The 21,956-nt window shown below is 37.5% G+C and carries 25 protein-coding genes; 14 read left to right on the top strand and 11 right to left on the bottom strand.

Annotated features, from left to right (window positions below; all coding sequences use genetic code 11):
• Nucleotides 1-46: 46 nt before the first annotated feature.
• The 4 genes from M0M83_RS13665 to M0M83_RS13680 all read right to left on the bottom strand — a co-directional run bounded on the left by M0M83_RS13665 (nucleotide 47) and on the right by M0M83_RS13680 (nucleotide 1,844).
• Nucleotides 47-241, bottom strand: a complete 195-nt coding sequence (locus tag M0M83_RS13665) for a TrmB family transcriptional regulator (protein WP_248466756.1) — start codon at nucleotides 239-241, stop codon at nucleotides 47-49.
• 165 nt (nucleotides 242-406) lie between these two features.
• Entirely contained in the window at nucleotides 407-937 is a 531-nt protein-coding gene (locus M0M83_RS13670) for an antiterminator Q family protein (protein ID WP_248466757.1), read from the bottom strand.
• Nucleotides 925-1,239, bottom strand: coding sequence for a Ref family recombination enhancement nuclease (locus tag M0M83_RS13675; RefSeq protein WP_248466758.1), 315 nt, complete (start codon nucleotides 1,237-1,239; stop codon nucleotides 925-927). Before M0M83_RS13675 ends, M0M83_RS13670 begins: the two co-directional genes overlap by 13 nt.
• Nucleotides 1,240-1,250: 11 nt before the next feature.
• A complete protein-coding gene (locus tag M0M83_RS13680) occupies nucleotides 1,251-1,844 on the bottom strand; it encodes a DUF1367 family protein (protein ID WP_166264708.1) in 594 nt (197 codons plus the stop codon).
• A gap of 153 nt (nucleotides 1,845-1,997) precedes the next feature.
• On the opposite strand from M0M83_RS13680, the gene M0M83_RS13685 reads away from it, so the two are divergent.
• Nucleotides 1,998-2,810, top strand: coding sequence for a hypothetical protein (locus M0M83_RS13685; RefSeq protein WP_248466759.1), 813 nt, complete (start codon nucleotides 1,998-2,000; stop codon nucleotides 2,808-2,810).
• A 69-nt stretch (nucleotides 2,811-2,879) separates the two neighbouring features.
• On the opposite strand, the gene M0M83_RS13690 is transcribed toward M0M83_RS13685, so the two are convergent.
• From M0M83_RS13690 to M0M83_RS13715, 6 genes are read right to left on the bottom strand one after another with little or no spacing between them, the layout of a single operon-like run.
• Nucleotides 2,880-3,218 (bottom strand): hypothetical protein, encoded by a 339-nt coding sequence (locus M0M83_RS13690; protein ID WP_248466760.1) that lies wholly within the window; start codon nucleotides 3,216-3,218, stop codon nucleotides 2,880-2,882.
• Nucleotides 3,219-3,259: 41 nt separating this feature from the next.
• Complete coding sequence (locus M0M83_RS13695; RefSeq protein WP_248466761.1) at nucleotides 3,260-3,982, bottom strand: replication protein P; 723 nt, start codon at nucleotides 3,980-3,982, stop codon at nucleotides 3,260-3,262.
• Nucleotides 3,979-4,935 carry a hypothetical protein gene (locus M0M83_RS13700; RefSeq protein WP_248466762.1) on the bottom strand — a complete coding sequence of 319 codons (957 nt, stop codon included), beginning with the start codon at nucleotides 4,933-4,935 and terminating at the stop codon, nucleotides 3,979-3,981. The genes M0M83_RS13695 and M0M83_RS13700 overlap by 4 nt, the downstream gene beginning before the upstream one ends.
• 1 nt (nucleotide 4,936) lies before the next feature.
• Nucleotides 4,937-5,161 carry a hypothetical protein gene (locus M0M83_RS13705; protein ID WP_153673907.1) on the bottom strand — a complete coding sequence of 75 codons (225 nt, stop codon included), beginning with the start codon at nucleotides 5,159-5,161 and terminating at the stop codon, nucleotides 4,937-4,939.
• 17 nt (nucleotides 5,162-5,178) lie between these two features.
• The gene (locus M0M83_RS13710) at nucleotides 5,179-5,634 is read right to left on the bottom strand and encodes a toxin YdaT family protein (RefSeq protein WP_248466763.1); all 456 of its coding nucleotides are present in this window, start codon (nucleotides 5,632-5,634) and stop codon (nucleotides 5,179-5,181) included.
• A 44-nt stretch (nucleotides 5,635-5,678) separates the two neighbouring features.
• The gene (locus tag M0M83_RS13715; protein ID WP_140178354.1) at nucleotides 5,679-5,924 is read right to left on the bottom strand and encodes a transcriptional regulator; all 246 of its coding nucleotides are present in this window, start codon (nucleotides 5,922-5,924) and stop codon (nucleotides 5,679-5,681) included.
• Between the two features lie 106 nt (nucleotides 5,925-6,030).
• Between M0M83_RS13715 and M0M83_RS13720 the strand changes: the two genes are divergently transcribed.
• The 13 genes from M0M83_RS13720 to M0M83_RS13780 all read left to right on the top strand — a co-directional run bounded on the left by M0M83_RS13720 (nucleotide 6,031) and on the right by M0M83_RS13780 (nucleotide 18,419).
• Nucleotides 6,031-6,729 carry an XRE family transcriptional regulator gene (locus M0M83_RS13720; protein WP_248466764.1) on the top strand — a complete coding sequence of 233 codons (699 nt, stop codon included), beginning with the start codon at nucleotides 6,031-6,033 and terminating at the stop codon, nucleotides 6,727-6,729.
• Nucleotides 6,730-7,129: 400 nt separating this feature from the next.
• A complete protein-coding gene (locus M0M83_RS13725; protein WP_248466765.1) occupies nucleotides 7,130-7,462 on the top strand; it encodes a hypothetical protein in 333 nt (110 codons plus the stop codon).
• Nucleotides 7,463-7,474: 12 nt separating this feature from the next.
• The gene (locus M0M83_RS13730) at nucleotides 7,475-9,442 is read left to right on the top strand and encodes a hypothetical protein (RefSeq protein WP_248466766.1); all 1,968 of its coding nucleotides are present in this window, start codon (nucleotides 7,475-7,477) and stop codon (nucleotides 9,440-9,442) included.
• Nucleotides 9,442-9,942 carry a siphovirus Gp157 family protein gene (locus tag M0M83_RS13735; protein WP_131680614.1) on the top strand — a complete coding sequence of 167 codons (501 nt, stop codon included), beginning with the start codon at nucleotides 9,442-9,444 and terminating at the stop codon, nucleotides 9,940-9,942. Before M0M83_RS13730 ends, M0M83_RS13735 begins: the two co-directional genes overlap by 1 nt.
• Before the next feature lie 45 nt (nucleotides 9,943-9,987).
• Nucleotides 9,988-10,167: a hypothetical protein gene (locus M0M83_RS13740; RefSeq protein WP_042844833.1), complete on the top strand. Its 180-nt coding sequence runs from the start codon at nucleotides 9,988-9,990 to the stop codon at nucleotides 10,165-10,167.
• A 442-nt stretch (nucleotides 10,168-10,609) separates the two neighbouring features.
• Nucleotides 10,610-10,816 carry a hypothetical protein gene (locus M0M83_RS13745; RefSeq protein WP_131680615.1) on the top strand — a complete coding sequence of 69 codons (207 nt, stop codon included), beginning with the start codon at nucleotides 10,610-10,612 and terminating at the stop codon, nucleotides 10,814-10,816.
• 44 nt (nucleotides 10,817-10,860) lie between these two features.
• Nucleotides 10,861-11,070, top strand: coding sequence for an excisionase (locus M0M83_RS13750; protein WP_068445436.1), 210 nt, complete (start codon nucleotides 10,861-10,863; stop codon nucleotides 11,068-11,070).
• Nucleotides 11,025-12,200: a site-specific integrase gene (locus M0M83_RS13755; RefSeq protein WP_131680616.1), complete on the top strand. Its 1,176-nt coding sequence runs from the start codon at nucleotides 11,025-11,027 to the stop codon at nucleotides 12,198-12,200. The genes M0M83_RS13750 and M0M83_RS13755 overlap by 46 nt, the downstream gene beginning before the upstream one ends.
• A gap of 391 nt (nucleotides 12,201-12,591) precedes the next feature.
• Entirely contained in the window at nucleotides 12,592-13,542 is a 951-nt protein-coding gene (locus M0M83_RS13760) for a reverse transcriptase domain-containing protein (protein ID WP_131680617.1), read from the top strand.
• The gene (locus M0M83_RS13765; protein WP_131680618.1) at nucleotides 13,539-14,909 is read left to right on the top strand and encodes an AAA family ATPase; all 1,371 of its coding nucleotides are present in this window, start codon (nucleotides 13,539-13,541) and stop codon (nucleotides 14,907-14,909) included. The genes M0M83_RS13760 and M0M83_RS13765 overlap by 4 nt, the downstream gene beginning before the upstream one ends.
• 594 nt (nucleotides 14,910-15,503) lie before the next feature.
• Nucleotides 15,504-15,869 (top strand): GtrA family protein, encoded by a 366-nt coding sequence (locus tag M0M83_RS13770; protein WP_004912862.1) that lies wholly within the window; start codon nucleotides 15,504-15,506, stop codon nucleotides 15,867-15,869.
• The gene (locus M0M83_RS13775; protein WP_109911406.1) at nucleotides 15,866-16,804 is read left to right on the top strand and encodes a glycosyltransferase family 2 protein; all 939 of its coding nucleotides are present in this window, start codon (nucleotides 15,866-15,868) and stop codon (nucleotides 16,802-16,804) included. Before M0M83_RS13770 ends, M0M83_RS13775 begins: the two co-directional genes overlap by 4 nt.
• Nucleotides 16,797-18,419: a DUF6056 family protein gene (locus tag M0M83_RS13780; RefSeq protein ID WP_109911405.1), complete on the top strand. Its 1,623-nt coding sequence runs from the start codon at nucleotides 16,797-16,799 to the stop codon at nucleotides 18,417-18,419. The genes M0M83_RS13775 and M0M83_RS13780 overlap by 8 nt, the downstream gene beginning before the upstream one ends.
• Before the next feature lie 242 nt (nucleotides 18,420-18,661).
• Here the strand turns inward: M0M83_RS13780 and M0M83_RS13785 are convergent, their stop codons facing one another.
• Entirely contained in the window at nucleotides 18,662-21,940 is a 3,279-nt protein-coding gene (locus M0M83_RS13785) for a type I restriction endonuclease subunit R (RefSeq protein ID WP_248466767.1), read from the bottom strand.
• Nucleotides 21,941-21,956 lie beyond the last annotated feature (16 nt).

Genomic DNA, 21,956 nt, shown 5'->3' on the forward strand with positions numbered 1-21,956 from the left:
CGAATGACTGTAAGAGTGCTACCAACACTTTTACAGTCGCCCATTTTCACAGATTTAGATATGTTTTTTCTTTGACGTTTTCTTTGATAAGTCCAGCCATTGAAAGCTGTGTCAGTATTAACTGACAACAAGAATTTGTTAGTTCAGTAAATTGAGAAACTTCACCGACTGTCGCAGGTTCACCTGTAACCGCATTTAAAACAAGCTTTGCCTCTTCTGTCATACTATTATGTTTTAACATGATATTTCATACCTTTGGTCGTTTATTGGTCGTGAATACACATGTAACTCTGAACAAAGGTGACAGCAAGCTTTACTTGGTTTAGAAAGCAAAAAAACCCAGCGCATTGGCTGGGTTAGTTGGTGAAGTTACTAAAATGGCAACTTACCTTAAAATAGTGGCTCATTAGTTCAAAGAAGTCAACACGTTTTTGCTATTTCGCTTCAATATTGCCTCTTTTTCTCTATTTTTAAATGCATCTACCAGCGGTTGGTACAATAAATATTCAGCTGCCTTTAATATTTCCTCCACCTCTCGTCGACAAGTAGATATTGAAGGTTTTCTCTCCCTTAGCATTCCATTTCTACGCGCCATAATTCTTGGTTCACTATTTTCATGATAGAGACGCGCTATTGCCCTATCTGATGCACAATAAGCATACCGACTAAGCAACATATCAAATGCCTTAACATCTATACGGTAAATACTATCAACCACTCGCTGAATAAGCAAACCATCATCATCACTGCATGTGGGCCTGTCAGGATAATTACGCCTTTCTACCCTTTCCATGAATTGAGCGATCATACTGGTTTGACGTTTATCAATTCGACCACTGTGAACCCATGTACCAAATCGAGTTAACCAATTTTGTAACCATGCCTCACGCTCTTTGTCTAATACCAGCCCATCAGAAATACTTTTTATATTCGACATGCCCGCAGCTCCATGACTTCTCTTTTGGTTTGCTCAAGTAACTCAATCTCGGTACCATGAATTTCTTGCCATGTTTTTGGCGCTGCATGAAATCCAGTATCGTAACTAGGCCGGTGATGAGGTGGACATAAAGGTAAAACATCTTTATGGCTAGCTCGCTGCGCCATCCCCTGCCCCGTTCTTACATGATGAATTTCCGCTGGTGATGGCCCATACCCCATATTTCGACAGCAAATACAGCCGAGTTCCGCTACATCTGATAGCCACTGTTTATCTTCTTTGGTCTTTGATTTTTTGGTCATTGGTCTTGCCTCTAGGTAAAATCTAATAACTGGCCAGCTGCATTTTCAGCGGCTTGTTGCGTGGGAAAATTGCGGAATAGAATGAAATTCCAAAGCACATCGAGTGTGGCTTTGTAGAGTTCGCCAAAGGCTAGGTCATCCATTTTGGCAAAGCTAATTGATTTAGCGACACGGCGTAGGCTACCATCTGGCATTTCAAAGGTTTCATAGTGGCCAGATTGCTCTACCACCCAATAGCGAAAAGCATCAAAGGATTTGGTCGCTGAAATATTGTGAGCGCGTTTCTGTGCTATCTCATTTAGGTAAACATCTGCGGCTGACTGGAGGGCATCATCATTATCGGTGTAATAAGCGAGGAATTTAACGTAACCACGAACCAATTCTTTTTCTTCAGGAGAAATGGTACCGCCGGTTGGTTCCCAGTATTCATAACCTAGATTGAGTAATGCGAAGTATTTACGGTGGAAACGTGGGTTGCGAGCTTTCTTGAAATCAGCCGAAAGCACATCACCACATTTAATTTTGGAATGCAAAAAATCTCTCGCAGCAGGATTAGCCGGTACAAGAGTGTCGTTAGACATTTTGATAAAGCTATGCTGTGCCATACGTTTCTCTCAGTAGACACAGCAAGTGTTAAGATTGGGTGTTCAGACCAATGAGAATATAATACATCAAGTAAAATTAGTTATCTAGTTAGCTGTAATTTCCATCATCATATATAATATGCTTGACTCCGGAATATTATTGAGGTTATTTTCATGAAGCAAAATCCTTTTGGATTATATGATTTTTTAGGGTATTTAATACCGGGAGCTTTATTCCTATATATACTTCATTTTTTATTTGGCATTGATATAATTTATAATTTATTAAACCTATCTAAAGAAAAGAGCGAAGTTTTAACATTCATACCTGCAGTTCTTCTTGCTTATATAATTGGACACACATTTTCATTGCTATCATCATTTTTCATAGAAAAATATGCTGCTTTTTTATATGGTTACCCATCAAAATATCTTTTCACAGAAAATCATGTTTTTTGGTCTGCAGAAGATCCTTGCTACGAAAACATAGGGAAACTTTTATTAGTATTTTTTTTACTCCCTATTTCTGCCATGTTATGCTTACTTTCTATTTTTAGGATTACGTTTTTTGACCAAGCTAAAACTCTGGATGAGAACCTAAGTAATGCCGTATTCAAAAAATGCATGAAAATATTACGTTATAACTTAGGTATTGCAACTGATGATATTTCAAAATATCAAAAATCACATGGAATAAGTGGAGATTATTTCCGTATTATATATCACTTCATATTTGAAAACTCCGAAAAGCACTCAGCTAAGCTTCAAAATTATGTTGCACTTTATGGCTTTTGCCGAACAATATCATTTATTTTTTTAATGTCCTTTTGGTTTTCTATATACATTTTTATGTTTGAAAATGGAAAGTATGAGTTACCAATAATTTTATCTATCTTATGTTTTCTATTTTTTACCGGATTCGTAAAGTTTTATAGACGATATACTTTAGAAGCTCTCATGGGTGCAACTATTTACAATAAAAAATAACGATTTTTAAAGTAAATTAATAATCAAGCAGCATATAACAAGATAATATTGCTGCTTAATTCATTCTTATTAAGTCACCAGTTTCAATTCATGCCACCCTAGTGTGTTCCAACACTCAAAACTCCCACTAAGACAGCAATCTGTAACGGGTAATGTGTCGCCACATTTCTTACACTGCTTTTTATTTAACTCTAAAACTAACGCCATCAATGAACGGTCATCAATTCTAATTAGAAGAGATAAATATTCAGCGATATCGTATGGCCCTCTTCCTGGTCTACGTAATACGCAATTTCTTTGAAGCATTTCTAATTCTTGCTCATCAAGAAATAACTCTATTTTAGTAACACCTGATTCCTTTTGCCGCTTACGCTGTTCTGCTTTGCGTTCTGCTGCTGTTTTTGCCATTGGTCTTGCCTCAAAAATTAAAAATAGCATTCAGTAAGTAATCATCTATCCCGATATAAAATTTTAGCCCTAATTTCCTTTAACGCTTGCTGACCAATCAGTCGATATTTACCCTCTTTATCAATTAACTCTGACGTAGAAACCCCTCTTTTAGTTTGACCTATTAACGGCTTGATTGGTGGGATTGGCTTACCTTCCTGTATCTGGTTGTAATAGGCTATCAACTGCTTTTTGATGGATTCCCTAATCTCTTTATCGGACAAATTATACTGTGTCATACGTCGCCTTGCTTCTGGCACAATCCAGTACATAATCGCTGATTTCCAAGGGAATGCCTCAACAGATGGATATCGCCACTCCATGTTGCTGTAGCGTTTCATTTCAGCCATGACCTCACAGACTGAAGGTAGGCCCATAGCTTGCATCATTCCCTCGCGGCACCAACTGATAAATTTTCCACAAGAGGGGAAAAAGTCGGATTCTTGCTGCCTAGCCACACTCATTCCAGCTTTCAATTGCTCAACGGAAGTTATGCCATTTTCGATAAATGCCAGCACCCATTGCCGTTTGGTTGCTGAAACATCATCTTGATTTGAAAATACAGTATGCTTTGCCGCTGGGAAAATTTGCACTAAGTTATCAAACAGCATATCAACCAACTTTTCCGCATGCTCATTGATGCCAACGGGTTTATTGATTGGCTGAATTAGGCTCGATAATTTTTTGCCATCTCTGTTTTCAATTGCTGATAGGAGACTTTTCATAGTGTGTTCTCCCATGCTTCAGGGCTATTCCAATGGGCTTGTGCAGGTAAACAATCTTCACCCTGTGGAATTTCAGCAAATTTTAATACCAGTTTGTCCCACTGTTTTCGAAGTGTGCTTGGGCTAAGAATATTTTTGCACCAAAATGGGTCCTTATTTGCCCTATCAAATAACCGGCAAATCTGCCTGTGCGTTCTGCCGTCAATGGTGCGCATTAACCGTACATCATTGGCCCATAACGCCCAGTTTGGTTCTTTTGGTGGATTGATATCGTCATCAGATGCAGATGCATTTTCGTAAAGTTCAGTCACCCGTTTGGATATCCACTGCGCACAAAGCAAATCATCCGATGTTCCCCATTGCCGTTTCTTTGCACTGAACACAACGGCATCAGGGTGGCGAGCCACAAACAAATTATCATTCGTGTTTTGGTCGGGTTGTGAAACAACCGGACAAGAAGGTTTTATATTCTCTGTAGTACTCTCTGTTGTAATCTCTGTAGGATCGAACTGCGGATTTGTTTCACCGCCACCGTCGAATTTGTCTTGTGGCGGCCGTTCATTTTGTTGTTTCGCCAAATCCCCATTGTGACTTTCCCCAATTACGCTTTGCGCATTTGGTAGATTATCAATAGGTTGCGTCATAATTTGGTCAAGTTGGTCACAATCTATACGGTAATATATTTTGTGTTCTAAACGCCTATCCGTTTCAATTAAAACCCCACGTTTCACAAGATGCTTTCTTGCGGTGAGTTGCTCGCGATAGCTTAACCCTGTTTCGGATGTAATGTCCTCAGAAGATTTATAGACTCCTAATTCAGAATCCGTTTTATCCTGCCAATAAAATATCTGGCTGAAAAATATTACCGCATTGACGCTACCAAAGCGTTTAACTAAACCAGGGTAGTAAGCCACTGGTCGCCCAAAATCGAGTAACAAGTCTGATGGTCTCATTTCACACCCCCAGCGCTTTAGCAATATCGCGGCAAGCGTTCTGGTACTGCTCAGGCGTCAATTTCTTTAAAAGTAGCTTTTGTTTTTGTTGTTCGTACTGCACCCCAATATTGAGTGCTGCCGCCCTTCTTCCCTCGAAAATATCTTCGATTTGTTTTCTGTCTGCTGGCTTTCCATTCAATAAAAAACCATTACAGTAGGTAATCAATTCAGTCGTTCTTAGCATTGGTCTTGCCTCTTGAATTAGTGCACGCTGGTCGGGCGTGATATTGCATTGAGTGCGTTAACGGCATTATTTATTCGGTGTGACATGTCACGCCCCTCTAACAAAATTTCGGTCATAGCTTCTGCAAATCGCTGTATGGCCACTGATGCTAAATAGTTTTTAGTGTCGCCTCGCACTCGAGCTAACCTTGAAGCCGGCAACGCCATTTCAATCGCTGGCATCAGCTCTGCTAATTTCTTCATTGATGCGTTCGAATCGCCTCGTAACCAACGAAAGATCTGCTGTCGGTTATTGTTAATTGCTTTCCAATCCGCTTGGCCTCGTTCATCTTCAATCACATGCAAGCGGCTTCGTGACTTATCTCGCGTGATCTGTAAATACGCACGGCTTATCTCAATCGCTACGTGCTCTTGGCCATGTTCTGTCGCCCAGCTCTCAATTTCAGAGCGGACAATATCGATATCAAAACTCATCTCTGCGTCTCCTGTCGCAAAATTGATTATGAATAATCAGTTTTTTAATCTGATAGCTGTAATACTGATGGCTCGTTAGGTAAGCCGTCGTAAGGGTTTGGGTAAATGTCTGGTGCAACTTCATGGGGAGTTATATCCCATCCAAGGCATTCACATAAACTCAAAACCTTTTGTGCTGGGACTCCATTTTTAAACCATAAATTAACCGTTTGTGGTTTTGTTCCTAATCGTCTCGCTATCTCTGACTGATTAGCTAGGTTATTAATTTTACTTTTTACAAGTGGTGTCATTTCCGTCTCCTTAAATAATTACAAGTTAATCTTACAACCAAACACACGTAAATTTCAAGTTTTTCTTGAAGTGATAACTACAAGGAACTCTTGTAAGATGATTTATATGAAAAAGAATCCGAATGAAATTTCAGCCTCTAGAATCAACCAAGCCTTAACTGAGCGGGGTTGGTCACAATCTGAGCTTGCTCGGCGTATTGGTGTTAGCCCTCAGTCTGTACAATTTTGGGTAAGTGGAAAAACAGCACCTCGAGGTAATAATTTAGCATCACTGTCTTCAATTACGGGCTATCCAGAACATTGGTTTTTTATGGATGATGCTGCAGCTGAATCAACAGAAAAACCAGTTTTTACTAGGATTTCGGTCGACTCTTATCTTGTTGAACATCTTGATATTGAGGCAAGTGCAGGACCAGGTATTATCACTAAAGGTGAATTTACTGAAACCATCCGTTCTATCGAATACTCTACAGATGAAGCCCTAAAGTTATTTGGTAATCGACCTAGTTCTAATATAAAAATGATCACCGTTGCTGGTGATAGCATGCATGATACTATCAGCCCTGGTGACCAAGTATTCATTGATATCCATATAAACTATTTTGATGGTGATGGCGTTTATGTATTTGTGTTTGGCCAGACACTGCATATCAAGCGATTACAAATGATTAAAAATGAATTAACTGTCATATCAGATAACACAAAATACCGTGATTGGCATATTGCCAAGGAAGATGAAGAACAGTTTCATATCGCAGGCAAAGTCCTTCTTAGTCAAACAAAAACCTACAAGCGTTACGCATAAATAAAAGCCAAAAATTCAATATCGATTACAAGAAGTTAACTCTTCTTGTAATTTTTCACACCTATAGTTACAAGTTTATTTTGTAAATAATTCTTGATTAATTCAATTTAAACTTGTAGATTGGATTTCAAGACAAACAACACAGCAAGTGTTTAGTCAGGTGTTCAAACCAAATTTTTAGTAGTACCAGATAAAACTTTTAGACCAAAGCCAGAGGCAAGACCAGACAGCTCGGAAAGACGGGCAACAAATTATAGTCGTAAAAAAACCCACCGAAGTGGGTTCCTTTACCTCGGGTCGCCGACCAAAGCTAACCGAGAGTTCTACTAGCGCGACCAAACGCTAGAAGAGGCAAGACCAATGATAAATCACTGATCACAGTTATTTTAAAGGAGCTGCTATGAAAGCACAACCTGAAACCCTAAGTGTTACGCTTTATATCCACGCACAAAAGCAATTTGACGGTTCATATAAATACCGCCCTTATCCATTCAAATATGATATTGAATCTGGTTTAGGCTTTGTCATTGCTGAACATACTATCGACATTCCCTTTACTGCTCCGTCAAATACTGAGCTAGTTCAATTAGAGATTGACTCACTCAAAGCTGAGCAAAGCAAAATCCTTGCTGATGCTCAGGTGAAATCAAGCCTACTGGAAGACCAAATCCAGATGCTGCTCTGTTTAGAAGGCAAACCCATTTCTAAAACTGACGAACAAATTCCTTATTAAGAGGCAAGACCAATGACAACTTTTATCTGTGTATTTGAACCTACGACCGAGGCTCGAACCAATGGTGCTGTACCTTTAACCATCGCTTTCAATGCAGCGAATGCCAAAATTGCGGCAGCAACGGCAATGATTAAGCTATCGGAAGCTTACCCTGATTCTATGGATAACTTTAATATTGATGAGCCTATTATTTGTGAGGATGCTGTAGGTTCCCCTCGCCCTGCACTCGATCAGTTCGATGAAACCTTTGCACTTGAAAATGAGTTCGACGGAGAGAAATGGCAACCCATTAAATATAAAGAATTTAAAAAGCTGGCCACTAAACCTCGCATAGCTGCTTTATTGCTATTTAGTAAAACTCAAATTACTGATAAGGAATACACTTTTACATTAAAGGTACTAAGCGAAGAAGCAGAACCTAAAATTCGTAATATCGCCACTGGCCTTGCTGAAATTACCAAAGTTTCATTGATGGATGCTGAAGCCACGATGGAAATTGCACAGGCTGTTTATGAGCATGCTGACGATAATGTCACCATCGAAGATGCTAAGGCGCTTGGTGAAAGTTGGTTAACCGAGGAACCTGAACTTCCTCCCGTTGAGGACGAGCCTGTCCTTAAACGTGATTATGCCGCACTTGATCTCGAAATTGCCCTCGCACTCTTGAACATTAAACCAAGCGATGCAAAAAGTGCAGATATTCGTAAAGCAAAGGAACTCATCAGTGCTGAAGATAAAGCATGGAAGCGGTTATCAATGGATTTACGTACCTTCCCTAGCGTTCTAGATATCCCTCGCGAAAGTATCTTTGCACTAGTGACCGAAGCAAGAGAGAAACCAGAGCTATTTGATGATGCAAATGCCCGTAAAGCGTTTATTGATTCAAAACTTAGTGCCAATAGCCCTAAGGTAACTTCACTTGGTAGTGGTCGTTTTGCAGTTGATAATTTAGATGCTAAGCCAGCTAATGATGAAACACCTGAGCAACCGCCTAAATCAGAAAAACCAAAACGTACCATAAAGAAAAAAGACACACCGGCTAAAGTAGAAAAAGAACCTGAGCCGGTTGTGATTGAAACACCTGCTATTGCTGCGCCAGTTGCTACTGAACAAGATGATTTTGAACAACGCGCAGCAGTACTTGATGAGGTGCTTAATAGCGGTAATACAAACCACCTTAATATTTGGAAGCAAGTACAACGTACTGATTCACGCTTTACCAAACCACTTGATGGAATGGGCTTTGTTGGTACCAGTATCAACAGCACCTATATGTTTATGCGTGCGACTGAAATATTCGGCCCAATAGGTGAAGGCTGGGGTTATGAAATCATTGAAGAAAAAATGATTGATGGAAAGCCGCTTGTCGAGCCTGTACTCGATGCCCACCATAAACAAGTCGCAATGAGGTTCCTGCGTGATGGGGATGGAACATTACTCTTTGAACAAAATCACTCAATCAAGATCCGCTTTTGGTACATCATCGAAGGCGAAACTCGTGGTGAGTTTGAGAGCTACGGTGCCACACCTTATCGCTATCAGACCAAGCAAGGAATAAGGACGGACAGTGAAGTGATAAAAAAATCACTCACCGACTCAATCAAAAAAGCACTTTCCATGCTGGGCTTTAGTTCTGACGTATTTATGGGAATGCATGATAACCCTGAATATGTGGCGAGTAATAAGCTCGAGTATGAAATCAAAGCCGCCAGCGATAACGCTGAAGATGCAACCCGCATTCGCAAAGAGTTAGACGAGAAGTTCACGCGACACACTGAAACGATGCGCAGTGCGGTGACGCCAAACGAATTACGAGGAATCACATCTACTCTCACCCGCGAAATTTCAACGCATGCCAAGTTGGCCAAACAACGTGGCGACAGTGAATATGAAAAATATTTAAACGGCCGTTTGCGCCGGCTAAATGAAATTGAAAAAGAGTGTTTAGACCAACTGAAACAAAAAGAAGAGGCAATCTAATGACCAAGACAACTGCTATTGCAATGGCTGCTGACTACAGCAAATTACAACAACTCGTCGAAACAGGTGAATTCACAGCAGAGGATGTTGCCGATACCTTAGAGGGTCTTGAGGGCGAATTAGGCGACAAGTTAGACGCAATTATGGTCCATGTTCGTAATATTGAAGGACAAGCTGAAACCCTAAGTAAAGAATCTAAACGCCTAGCTGAGCGTAAAAACCAATTTGATAATCAAATTAAAAACTTAAAGCAGTATGCCTTAACGTGTTTATTAACATCTGGTAAAGATAGCTTAAAAACACTGAGAAATACCTTTACAGCAAGAAAAGGCACTGTATCCGTTGTCATTGATGATGAATCGTTACTTCCTGACGAATTAATTGATGTTCAAACTATTACTGCGCCCGATAAAAAAGCAATTAAAGAACGTATTGATAAAGGTGAAACTATAGATGGTGCACACCTTGAAACTGGTGCACGTACTCTACAGGTTCGTTAATACCTATAGCGCCCTGCAATGGGCGCATTATCAGGAGATATTTTTATGGCCATGAAATTAGAAGTCATCATCACTCACGATGAAGCTAACAATAAATGCAGTGTGGAGTGGACCACAGCATCGACTCAACAAGTCACTCGCCAAGAAGAACAAACGCTATCACTGGTAAAAAAAGCGTTGTTACTTCAACTGGGTTACCCAACGGCACCGGCTGTTATCCATTAATGTGACATGTCACTAACGAGGCAAGACCAATGCTAAGACACGAGCACCAAAAAGACCAAGAAGTCAAAATCACCCTACCCGATGGCTCGCACGGGTTTGTTTCAACGGATAGGCGTTGCAAGGTTTCTTATGACTTCCCGGCTCATATTAGAATTGAAATACAACCTACTCAGACAGAACTACAAAGGAGTAAACAATGATTTATGGTTTATTCCTGCTAATTTGTAGCGGTGCTGATTGTTTATATAAATCTAACGGCTATACCTATCCCGATGAACAGAATTGTTTAATGGATAAAGACGCCCTAACTCAACGAGGTGTTTTGTCCGAATGCTATCCCATCGAAGCGATTATTCGGGCCAATAATTGATTAAGCATAATCAGTTTTATTCTGCATTTTTTCTTACTGTGGTGGTTTATTCAAAACCAAAGGATAACCACCATGAAACAACCACAATTAACCCCTTGGGTACCCGAGGAACAGTTATTAACTGAGTTTGATATTAAGTTAGGCAAGTTAGCTGCCAGTGTAAAAAACAGACCATGTACTGAAGCTGATATCAAGCATGCCTGCAACATTGCTGACCAACTTATTTTATTAATGATGAGGCAAGACCAAGATGAGACAAAATATCACAGAAGGCTATGATTTATTTTCCCACGACATTAAGCAAGCGGATATAGGAGGAAGTTATGTTATATGAATGTTTGCCTATTTCCGCATACTGCAATATGTACGGAGAAACACCAGAGTCCATTAATAAGCGCATACAACGGCAATATTGGATAGTCGGTGTACATGTTTTAAAAGTTGAAGGTTCAAAAGAACGTTGGATTGATATTGCTGAGGTGAATAAGTGGGCGCGAAAAAACAAACAGGCTACGCACTACCAAGAGGGGTGACGGTTCGTAACAACAAAACCAGCCAAACTATTGTTATCACGTTTACTTATAGAGGGGCGCTCTGTAGAGAGCCTCTCTCTAGACTAACCGTCGATAATAAAAATATTAAATACGCTGAAAGGCTACTTGCTGAAATTCAAAATAACATTGAAAAAGGCACTTTTAATTACGCTAAATATTTTCCTAACTCTAAAAAATTAATACTTTTTGGCGTCAATAATCGCGAAAAAAGAGTGATTGATTATTTAGACGAATATTTAGTTATTTGCGAAACTCGAAATTTATCACCCTCAACGATTGGCGGTTATAAAAAATGCAAAAGTGCCCTGTCTGATTTGCACCAATTACATGTTTCATCACTAACACCCGCGATCCTAAAAAACTGGATACAAAAGCAAACGACAGTATTAAAAACCATCCGTAATCAGCTCTCTTTCTTACGTAGCTCGTTAGATGAAGCCATTACAGATGGGATAGTGTCAATTAACCCAGTAAGCCTTGTATCTGCCTCCAGATACCAATCAAATAACAGTGACTATGAAAGCAGTTATATTGTTGACCCATTGTCACCTAAAGAAGTCTCTGCCCTACTTACTGCGGCAAGATATGAGCAATGGAAAAACTTATTTCAGTTTGCCATTAATACAGGGTTAAGAAGCTCTGAACTATGTGCATTGAGATGGAGTGATATTGATTTCATAGAAAATACTGCACACGTGCAATCCGCCAGCGTGGTTGGTGTTATTAAGAAAACCAAAACTAAAGCTGGTACTAGAAAAGTTGAGTTGAATAGTGAAGCCCTGAACGCCCTAAATAACCAGAAGCAATTCACGTTCCTAAAAGATGATGTGATTTTTGAAGATCCGAAAACAAATAAAGCTTGGGCAGGCGCTGACGCAATCAGAAAGAAAGCATGGGTGCCAACTCTGAAGAAAGCAGGTATTCGGTACAGAAATCCATATCAAACTAGACATACCTTTGCCACAAGGCATATAAGCCAAGGTGCCAATCTGTTTTGGCTAGCAGGACAAATGGGACATAAAGGACCTGAAATGCTGTTTAGGCACTATGGGGGGTATCTTAAGGAGTATGATGGGAGCGCAATGAAAAATATTGAACTCCGAACTTAACTTAAGATAAGCAAAATATATATCTAGTTAATATATATGGTGAAAATAAGTCTAACATTACCACCATACAATAAATTTTCATATCTAAAGCCGCCATTACGAAATCTTATGTGTGTAACTATGTATTCACTCTATTTACATCTGTTTTTTTTTTGCTATACTCATTGCATGCCGTGACTAGTGAGAATCTCCGGTCAGCGAACGGCCTCTACAGGCATTAAGATATCTTGCAATACCGCTTCATAACTTGTAATTAATTGAAAAATTACACACTTATGAGGCGGTTTTTGTATGTCTATCCAACCTTACCCTCTTCTTTTGCTTCCTAGTGTTCTTCTTATATTGATATTGGTATACTACCAATATCAAAGGATATAAAAAGTGATATCACATGAGTGTACAGATAAAAGATATATTTGATATTTATTTTAATAATTCAATGGAATTTAATGAGTTAATTCATCTAAATAAAGATGATTATTTAGAGTTAAAAACTTATAAAGGTAAGGAAATTATTGCATACAAAAAAGGTTTCAATAAACTAAAATTACTCCATCGTTTTCTAAATGAAGCCGTCTTTAATCGGATAGAGATCATGAATGATGTTGTCTTTTCATATCGAAAAGGTGTTAACGTATTAAACTGTGTTATGCCTCATAGAAACAGTAATTTTATATTTAAAACTGATATAAATAATTTTTTCCCTTCATTTTCTAGTAAGTTTATAGAAGTTAAATTAATTAATAAATTTAACAATTTTATTATTTCTGACATTAACCAATATTTACCCGAAATAGTTGATATTGTTACTTATAACAATACACTGCCTATAGGATTATCTACATCCCCATCATTAAGTAATATTCTCTTTAGTGACATTGACTTTAAAATAAAATTATTTTCAAATGAAAATGAATATTATTATACACGCTATGCTGATGATATCATCATATCTTCTAATAGGGATATAAATAAAAATACTATATTTGATGATCTCCAGCAAATTTTAACATCAGAGAATGACAATTTTATTCTAAATAAAAGTAAAACAAAATTATTAAGGAAAGGAAATCTCAGAAAAATAATGGGGGTCTGTATTATGCCTGATGGTCACATCACTGTTGATAAAAAATTAAAAAATAATATTGAAACAAAACTTTACTACATGTCAAAATTGAACAATATACACTCCAAAGACTCTGAAACAACAGAGATAAAAAGATATTTATCTGGAATAATTAATTATGTAAGTACTATTGATAATAGCTACATAAATAAACTAAAAAGAAAATATGGTTCAACAATTGTGGAAATGTTTATTAGAAAGAGTCTTATAAAATGAAATTTGAATTATCAATAAATCAAATACAACATTTAACTAATCTTAACGTTAGTTTTGACTTTAGTGAAAGTAAAATATTCTGTATTGTCAGCCATAATGGAATTGGAAAGACAACCCTAATTAAGTCAATGGGAATTTTATTTCAACCAACTATATTTGTAAAAACATCAAATCCATTTATTTTCAATGAAAACAGCGAGCTATTAATTAATTTCGATGATGAAGTTTATGAGTACAGATATAACCCCTCAATCAAGCAAATAGATTGTAGAAACTTAGTCAATAAACAGAATCTAGGAGTAGTCGAACTCCCAATTCCATATGGAAAACGATATGGTGCCTTTTCTAAATTAAACGATATTGATAGTGAGCTAAGAATAAAAATTGCTTTTAACGAATACTCAATACCTCGTGGTTTAATAAATTTTTTAACTTTCATATATCCATATAAAAATTTTTCCGATCTAAAATCAGTAAAAATCAATGGTGAAGAATACTTTTTCAAGATCGTAGGAAACAGCAATTACATTAGAGAAGATTACTTTAGTTCAGGAGAATACTTTGTAATAAATTTATATAGAATAATAAACTCAGAAACTAAACTAGTAATAATAGATGAGATAGATATATCATTAGATTCTTACGCTCAAATACGACTAGTAAAAATATTAAAAAAAGCAAGTGAAGACAATGATAAATTTTTTATATTTACAACACATTCTCTTGCAATGTTAAAATCTATTGATGAGATTGGAATTAACATTTATTACCTTGAAAATTCAAATGGTATTACTGAATTAAAAAAAAGGGGCTATAGTTATATCAAGGGTGTTATGTTTGAATTCAAAGGTAGCGATCGATATATTTTAACTGAAGATGATGTATTAAAGAAATACATTGAAGATAAAATACAGAAAATAACAAATTCATTAACATTCAATAAAAAAGAAAAAATAGAAGTTATTAGTATTGGAGGGTGTGAAAATGTAATTGATTTTTACAAAAAAAACAAAGAAAATTCTTTTTTATGTGAAAGAGATGAAAAAGTTTTAGTTATATTAGATGGCGATGTAAAAGAAGAGATAACAAGAAAAAATAAAGATATCGTTTCAAAATTACTTTTTCTACCTTTCGATTCAGTAGAAAAAGAAATATTTAGAAAGTATAATGATGAAAATGAGACATATAATTTACCATATGTCGGTGAGTTAAAAGGAAAGCCAGAAAGAAGGAATAAAAAGTATTATGAAAAATTAATAAAAAGGACAGGATTTAGCTCAGAGAAATTATTTTCAATAGCAGATAAAGATAATGATGAGGGTGTTCTAGCTTTTGAACAACGAATTACCTGCTTTTTAAAAACATAGTATTACAAGTTTTTCACGTTAAGTTTTTGATACAGCCCTGATGAACTACAAAAAATCAACTTATTGTATAAAAATACAACCCTAGTCCCCCCATGTGCACATCTAGTGCACATGATTAACCCATCATAAAAATACCCTTTAACAATCAATATATTAAAAAATTACGGACTCGGGTTCAACTCCCGCCAGCCCAAATTTGGTGGGTCAGTGATAGGACAACAGGTTTAAAAACAGGAAGTTAGCAAAATCAGTTGGACTAGACACTGGCAACATTAAGACTAGAAAGTGCACGTGAAATGCACGCGCATTTGAAAGTTACTAAAAGCCCACTTCGCTGGGCTTTTTTATTGTTTTCTAAGTACACCTACCATTCACACTTATACCAAAATATAAATAGTTCGTAGTGGTACTGTAGTAAAATCCCATTTCCCCTATTTTATAATATAGGCTTGCTTTTCCGCCTCGCAATTTGGTGGAGAATAAAGTAAGACTAACACGACATTTCACATAAACTCTCCTTATCAGTTTGCTGCATCAGTAGGTATATTCAGGTATACTAAATTACTTATTCTCTTCTCAATACGAATGATTGAAATGATTAAGTTATTCACTAAATACTTTTCGGTTGGAATTTTAAACACTCTTATACATTGGTCCATTTTTGGGCTACTGACAGTGTTCCTTTCAACCTCTCAAGCTATAGCTAACTTAATAGGCTTCATAGCTGCTGTCAGTTTTTCCTTTTTTGCTAATGCAAAATTCACGTTCAAAGCTAAAGCGACTACAGCACGATACTTATCATTTACCTTATTTATGGGGCTATTAAGTTATTTGACTGGTTATGTTTCAGACCAGCTACGATTCCCCCCTATCGCAACTTTAATAATTTTTTCTTCGATTAGCCTCGTATTAGGTTTTCTTTACTCCAAAATCTTTGTTTTCAGAGATACTCCACAATGAAAATATCATTAGTAGTGCCCGTTTATAACGAAGAAGAAGCTATCCCTATATTTTATAAGTCAGTAAGAGAACACCCGATTCTTAATCAATATGATATCGAAATAGTCTTCATAAATGATGGAAGTAAAGACAGCACTGAAAATATTATCAATGCATTAGCTATTGCTGACCCTTTAGTGCTCCCTTTAAACTTCACGCGAAATTTTGGTAAGGAACCGGCTTTGTTTGCGGGCCTTGAATACGCAACTGGAGAAGCTGTAATACCTATTGATGTAGACCTTCAAGATCCTATTGATGTTATTCCACAGCTCATAGATAAATGGCAACAAGGCGCAGATATTGTTCTCGCAAAAAGAGCTAATCGTACTAGTGATACATGGTTAAAACGCAAAACAGCTGAATGGTTTTACAAGCTCCATAATAAAATTAGCGCGCCTGAAATTGAAGAAAATGTTGGCGATTTTAGGTTGATATCTCGTCAGAGTGTCGAATATATAAAATTATTACCTGAGCGTAATTTATTCATGAAAGGTATCCTTTCATGGGTGGGTGGAAAAATTGATGTTGTTGAATACAACAGAGCAGAAAGATCTGCTGGAGAAAGTAAATTCAATGGCTGGAAATTATGGAACTTAGCCTTAGAAGGTATAACGAGTTTTTCTACTTTTCCATTACGCGTTTGGACTTACATTGGTTTATTTGTTGCTTTTGCATCTTTTATCTATGGTGGTTGGATGATGGTAGATAAATTAATTTGGGGTAATCCTGTTCCTGGTTATCCTTCATTACTTGTTTCTATTCTATTTTTAGGTGGAGTTCAGCTTATTGGTATTGGTGTACTCGGTGAGTATATTGGTCGTATTTATACTGAAAGCAAAGCAAGGCCTAGATACTTGCTAAAAAAGACAGATTATATTGAGAACAAAAATGACTAACTACTTAAAACGTATTAATTTAGGCTACATAAGTGTCCTAATTGTCTTTTCGCTTATTTTTTTAGTCGAATACTATACACCTATGCATTCTGATGACTATGTGTATTATATTAAAGGAAATTCATTATCTGCTCATGTATCTCACTACCTTTCATGGAGTGGAAGATTTGTATCAGACTATTTTAGCACTCTAGTTCTTACATCAGGCTCTAACATACTAAAAAATAGTATGATTGCATTTGTATTAACAATGATGATCTTTTTAATTACTAAAATAAGTAGTAACTCTGACACAAGTAAAAAAACATTTTTTTTACAGTTTATTGTTTTATTTTCAATTTACTGGGTTACAAACCCAGCTCTTGGTCAAATTGTTTTTTGGGTTGTTGGTGCAGCAAATTATCTTGTCACAAATTTATTTATTGTTATTTATCTTTATTTTTTATTTCGTTATCTTGATGATAAAAAGTGTCTAATCCCTCTCATAATCAGTTCTTTTTTTGCTGGATGCAGTAATGAAAATACGAGTTGGATTATAGTTGCCATTTCAGTAATTACCTCCTGTTATGTTTTTTTTAAACATAAAAACAGACTTATTATCTTTTCATCTGTACTTGTTATACTTGGGTTTGTAACTTTGATTTCGAGCCCTGGTAATTTTCATCGAGCTGCTCTTTTCACTGACTTTTACTCCCTCAGTACGATAGAAAAAATCACATATTTTTTATCGGATAAACTTTCACATTCATTTACTAAAACGTGGGGTGTACTAGTTGCTTCATTACTTTTACTACTAACTTATGTAGGTGAAAAGAAGTCAAAAAGCTTTTATCTTTCATTATTGTTTATCGTATTAGGCTTTTTAAGTATATTTTCCATGGTTGCATCCCCAACATTTCCTACTAGGTCTTTGAGTGGCGCTCACCTTTTTTATGTTATTTCATGCTCCTTTTCTATTGGATACGCATTTAGTATGAAAAATAAAAGAGGAATCGCAATTACATATTTTATTGGTATTTTAACTCTTTGTGGTTTCATTTTTTCATATATTCAAATGGTCTATTCATATAATGCAATAACGACTCAAGAGAAAATAAGAATTTATGCAATAAACGAAGAAATAATTGGTGATTCTAAAACCGATAAGATACCCGAGTATTACTATCCACGCTCTTTCAGAGGTGGTGACGAAATGGATTTATATCATAATCCTAATGCAATGGCTGAATACTTTAACATTAGCCATCCGATTGAAACCTATAAAATAGACTATAACTACGCAGTTATTTTAGATGGGATAAAACTGCCACTACCTAATGTAACAAATACAAATGTTTCAAATCTATTCTTAGGTAAAGATAGATTTTTGAAAGGAACAACTATAGCCCTACAACTTGTTGATAACAAAAAGTTAATGTCAAATGAAAGCTATAGAATAATAGTAATGGATGACAAAAACAAAATACATACTGAAGAGAATAACAAGATAGACTCTATTTATGGTATGAATTTAGTTGGTTTCACTATTCCAGTTTCACCTAAAAATATAAAATCCATTAATTTCATTGTAGATATGGATAACAAAAAAACAATTGAACAACAAGTGATCTTTTAATTTAAGTGTGGTGTGCATATTACAATGCACGCCACACTTTTATTTATTAATATCACTTAACTTATTCGATACCATCCCATCAGCATGATATAGGCATTGGTAACTGTTAAGGCCGTTCCTGAACCGAGGTTTTCCGTGTTACCTGAATAAGTATGCGTATGCGGCCCACTATTAGACGTTTCACCTGACCATTTGTTAGTTCAGTAAACTAAAGTCCCCGACTATATATCAGCAAGTACCAATCACCCCAGCTGATATTTCTTAAAGTTCTCGGCTTGTTCCAGCACGCTTTTATACACCTCGTCATTGGCCACTGGTGGGAAGCCATAACGGTGCAATAATAAAATCAGGTCGACTTTCAGCTTAGCTTTAATATCGTCTCGGTTGCTCCAGTCAGGGTATTGTGTGCTGTCATCCACAATCCGCTTCATATCCTTAGCAAGTGCCAGCATTTTGTCGTCATCGTAGGTAAAATCGTATTTCTGGCACATATGCAACAAAATATCGAGGAAAGCTTTTTCTTCCATATCGATACCTATGCCTTTAAATGACATCATTTCCGCCTTGATGTCATAAATCATATCCGCCATTTGTGCCGTGAAATCGTCGAACTCTTCGCCATTGAGCACATCATTCTCTTTGCGTTGGTTATATTGCTCAACTAAAGCTTGAAAACGCTTGGAAAAGTTGATCCCTTGGAGTTGATTGACCTTTTGAAAATCACTAATGGCTTTTTGTAGCATCTTTTGTAGCAGCTGCATTTTTGTGTTTGGCAGTTTGATTTTATTGATGCGCGCCATGTATTCATCATCAAAAATATCGATGGTTTCCGCTTTGTCATCACCCAACGTGAAAATCTCTTCCACGCCTTCGGCTTTGAGCGCATCGGCTATCATTTCTCGCACTTTTTGGTTCATTTGCGCTGTATCCGGTGCGTCCCCTTTCGTTAATTTGTAAACGATGGAGCGTACCGCGAGATAAAAATGAATGTGTTCACGTTCATCTTGAGTAATATCTTCACTGCCCACACACACATCATAAGCGGCTTTCAACCGCTTCACTAAGCCCATAAAACGCAGTTCAACTTTCTTGGTTTGCAAGATAAATTCAGCCGCCCGATTAAGGCAGTCTAATTGCAGCGTTGGCGAACCTGAAAAGTAATCATCGCTATCAAATTTATGGAATACTTGCGCCAATAAGTTCAAGTGATTACGCACTTCAACGATAGATTGCTGAATATCTTCGAAATTAGACTTATCCGCTTTCGAATACATGGCCAACGCCATATTCATGCGACTTTTAATACCAATATAGTCAACCACTAATCCCTTTTCTTTTCCTTCGAAACGGCGATTCACGCGGGAAATAGTTTGAATAAGATTATGCTTTTGTAATGGCTTATCGATGTAAATAGTATCCAGTTCTGGTACGTCAAAACCGGTCAGCCACATATCCACCACAATGGCTATTTTGAAGTTGGATTTCGGGTTCTTAAATTGTTTATCTAACTCTCTGCGGTAATCTTTCGTTCCCAGCAAATTGTACATGGCCTCATGGTCATCTTTTCCACGAGTCATCACCATATTGACCATCGGCAGGCGCATCAATTCGCTTTTCTCTTGCTCAGTGAGTTCGACACCCTCTATTGCCAGTTTCGCCTCAAACCACTCTGGCCGTTGTAACTTCAGGCTCTGATAAAAGGCATAGGCAATTTCACGGCTAGCGCAAACCACCATTGCTTTGCCTTTGATGGTTGAACCTTCTTCCACCCGCTTTTCATAATGTTGCGCAAAATCCTTCGCTAGCGCATCAATACGGTCAGGATCCCCTAAAATGGAGTTCATGTTTGCGGTGGCTTTTTTGCTTTCTTCTATCTGATATTCGCTGGTGCCTTGGGCTTCACACTCTTGGTAATAGCGTTCGATCTCTTCTAATTTGCTGTTATCAAGGGCGATTTTAGCTGCACGCCCTTCGTACACAATGCGTACAGTAATTTCATCATTCACCGATTCGGTCATGGTGTAGCTATCGATAGTTTCACCAAATACATCTAAGGTGGCGTCGATAGGCGTTCCCGTAAAACCAACGTAAGTGGCATTCGGCAGTGAATCATGCAAATATTTAGCAAAACCATAAGTCTTTTTAACCGTGCCGTCTTCTTGGTTAATACTGATTTTTTGGTCGAGGTTAATTTGGCTACGGTGAGCTTCATCCGAGATACAGATAATATTACTGCGCTCAGAAAGCAGTTGAATATCTTCTGTGAATTTATGAATGGTGGTGAGGAATACCCCGCCACTGGCACGCCCTGCTAACTTGTCGCGCAAATCTTGTCGGCTGGTGACCGGGACAATAATTTCATCGCCAATAAAGGCTTTTGCATTGCAAAACTGTTTTGCTAGCTGTTCATCAAGGTCGGTTCGGTCGGTGATTAAAATAATGGTTGGGCTAGCGAAATCGACGCTTTTCATCAATAAGCGTGCTAAAAATTGCATGGTGTAGCTTTTACCACAGCCAGTGGCACCAAAGTAGGTGCCCCCTTTACCGCTGCCACCAATATTTTCACCATCCACATTTATCTGCTTACGCTCTTTTTCGATGTTGTAATACAGCTTACGAGCCGCGTAATACTGCGGATAACGGCAACAAACCTTAACTGAGGTCTTGCTGGTATCAGGAAAGAAAATAAAGTTTTTCAATACATCCAATAAACGAACGGGATGAAATAGCCCCTCGATCAGGGTATATAGGCCATTGATGCCTTGTTTTTCCGTTGATTCGTTACCGTTGATTTTACGCCATGCATAATAGAATTCATAAGGGGCAAATAGGTTACCCATTTTGTTATTCACGCCATCACTAAGAATACACAAGGCGTTATAAACAAATAGCTTAGGAATATCTCGACGATAACGCACGCAAAGCTGTGTCCATGCGTCAAATAGGGTAGCTTCTTCACCTCGCACCGCTGATTTAAATTCGAAGACCACCAGCGGTAAACCATTAACGAATAAAATTGCATCAGGGATGCGCAGTTGTACTCCACCGTCCCGCGCTTGCCCTTCTATTTCTAGCTGGTTAACTAGCCGATAGCGGTTATTATCTGCCTCCGAGGCGATATCTTCCCCAGCAAATAATTTAACCAATTGAGCAGGCAATGTTTGGGTATCGAGCAGTTCGATATACAGGTCTTTTTGCTTGCGGTCTTCGCGTTTGAGTAAAAAACCATTACTGAGCCAATGGCAAAAAGTTTTATTACTTTGGTATAGGTCGCTGGCTGGCAAAGATTGTAATTGCAGAACAATCGTGGTGATTTCACTTTCAGTGATGCCATCTGCTTGATATTGGTTAGCAAGGTACTGACGTAAGTCGTCCACTATCAGCACTTCGCTATTGTCTTTACGTGGAATTGTGTTGCCGACATAATGCGGATAGCAGGTTTTTCCTGCATTGTTTGCATGTTGTCCTAGCAGTTCAATAATTGCCTGTTCCAATTTGGCTTCGGTGAAGATATGGCTCATGTCAGTGGTTTCTTGT

Source organism: Providencia rettgeri (assembly GCF_023205015.1).
Lineage (GTDB): Bacteria > Pseudomonadota > Gammaproteobacteria > Enterobacterales > Enterobacteriaceae > Providencia > Providencia rettgeri_E.

Excerpts from the sequence above, each read along its gene's own strand:
- M0M83_RS13665 (WP_248466756.1), bottom strand. The coding sequence starts at position 241 with ATGTTAAAACATAATAGTATGACAGAAGAGGCAAAGCTTGTTTTAAAT.
- M0M83_RS13670 (WP_248466757.1), bottom strand. The coding sequence starts at position 937 with ATGTCGAATATAAAAAGTATTTCTGATGGGCTGGTATTAGACAAAGAG.
- M0M83_RS13675 (WP_248466758.1), bottom strand. The coding sequence starts at position 1,239 with ATGACCAAAAAATCAAAGACCAAAGAAGATAAACAGTGGCTATCAGAT.
- M0M83_RS13680 (WP_166264708.1), bottom strand. The coding sequence starts at position 1,844 with ATGGCACAGCATAGCTTTATCAAAATGTCTAACGACACTCTTGTACCG.
- M0M83_RS13685 (WP_248466759.1), top strand. The coding sequence starts at position 1,998 with ATGAAGCAAAATCCTTTTGGATTATATGATTTTTTAGGGTATTTAATA.
- M0M83_RS13690 (WP_248466760.1), bottom strand. The coding sequence starts at position 3,218 with ATGGCAAAAACAGCAGCAGAACGCAAAGCAGAACAGCGTAAGCGGCAA.
- M0M83_RS13695 (WP_248466761.1), bottom strand. The coding sequence starts at position 3,982 with ATGAAAAGTCTCCTATCAGCAATTGAAAACAGAGATGGCAAAAAATTA.
- M0M83_RS13700 (WP_248466762.1), bottom strand. The coding sequence starts at position 4,935 with ATGAGACCATCAGACTTGTTACTCGATTTTGGGCGACCAGTGGCTTAC.
- M0M83_RS13705 (WP_153673907.1), bottom strand. The coding sequence starts at position 5,161 with ATGCTAAGAACGACTGAATTGATTACCTACTGTAATGGTTTTTTATTG.
- M0M83_RS13710 (WP_248466763.1), bottom strand. The coding sequence starts at position 5,634 with ATGAGTTTTGATATCGATATTGTCCGCTCTGAAATTGAGAGCTGGGCG.
- M0M83_RS13715 (WP_140178354.1), bottom strand. The coding sequence starts at position 5,924 with ATGACACCACTTGTAAAAAGTAAAATTAATAACCTAGCTAATCAGTCA.
- M0M83_RS13720 (WP_248466764.1), top strand. The coding sequence starts at position 6,031 with ATGAAAAAGAATCCGAATGAAATTTCAGCCTCTAGAATCAACCAAGCC.
- M0M83_RS13725 (WP_248466765.1), top strand. The coding sequence starts at position 7,130 with ATGAAAGCACAACCTGAAACCCTAAGTGTTACGCTTTATATCCACGCA.
- M0M83_RS13730 (WP_248466766.1), top strand. The coding sequence starts at position 7,475 with ATGACAACTTTTATCTGTGTATTTGAACCTACGACCGAGGCTCGAACC.
- M0M83_RS13735 (WP_131680614.1), top strand. The coding sequence starts at position 9,442 with ATGACCAAGACAACTGCTATTGCAATGGCTGCTGACTACAGCAAATTA.
- M0M83_RS13740 (WP_042844833.1), top strand. The coding sequence starts at position 9,988 with ATGGCCATGAAATTAGAAGTCATCATCACTCACGATGAAGCTAACAAT.
- M0M83_RS13745 (WP_131680615.1), top strand. The coding sequence starts at position 10,610 with ATGAAACAACCACAATTAACCCCTTGGGTACCCGAGGAACAGTTATTA.
- M0M83_RS13750 (WP_068445436.1), top strand. The coding sequence starts at position 10,861 with ATGTTATATGAATGTTTGCCTATTTCCGCATACTGCAATATGTACGGA.
- M0M83_RS13760 (WP_131680617.1), top strand. The coding sequence starts at position 12,592 with ATGAGTGTACAGATAAAAGATATATTTGATATTTATTTTAATAATTCA.
- M0M83_RS13765 (WP_131680618.1), top strand. The coding sequence starts at position 13,539 with ATGAAATTTGAATTATCAATAAATCAAATACAACATTTAACTAATCTT.
- M0M83_RS13770 (WP_004912862.1), top strand. The coding sequence starts at position 15,504 with ATGATTAAGTTATTCACTAAATACTTTTCGGTTGGAATTTTAAACACT.
- M0M83_RS13775 (WP_109911406.1), top strand. The coding sequence starts at position 15,866 with ATGAAAATATCATTAGTAGTGCCCGTTTATAACGAAGAAGAAGCTATC.
- M0M83_RS13780 (WP_109911405.1), top strand. The coding sequence starts at position 16,797 with ATGACTAACTACTTAAAACGTATTAATTTAGGCTACATAAGTGTCCTA.
- M0M83_RS13785 (WP_248466767.1), bottom strand. The coding sequence starts at position 21,940 with ATGAGCCATATCTTCACCGAAGCCAAATTGGAACAGGCAATTATTGAA.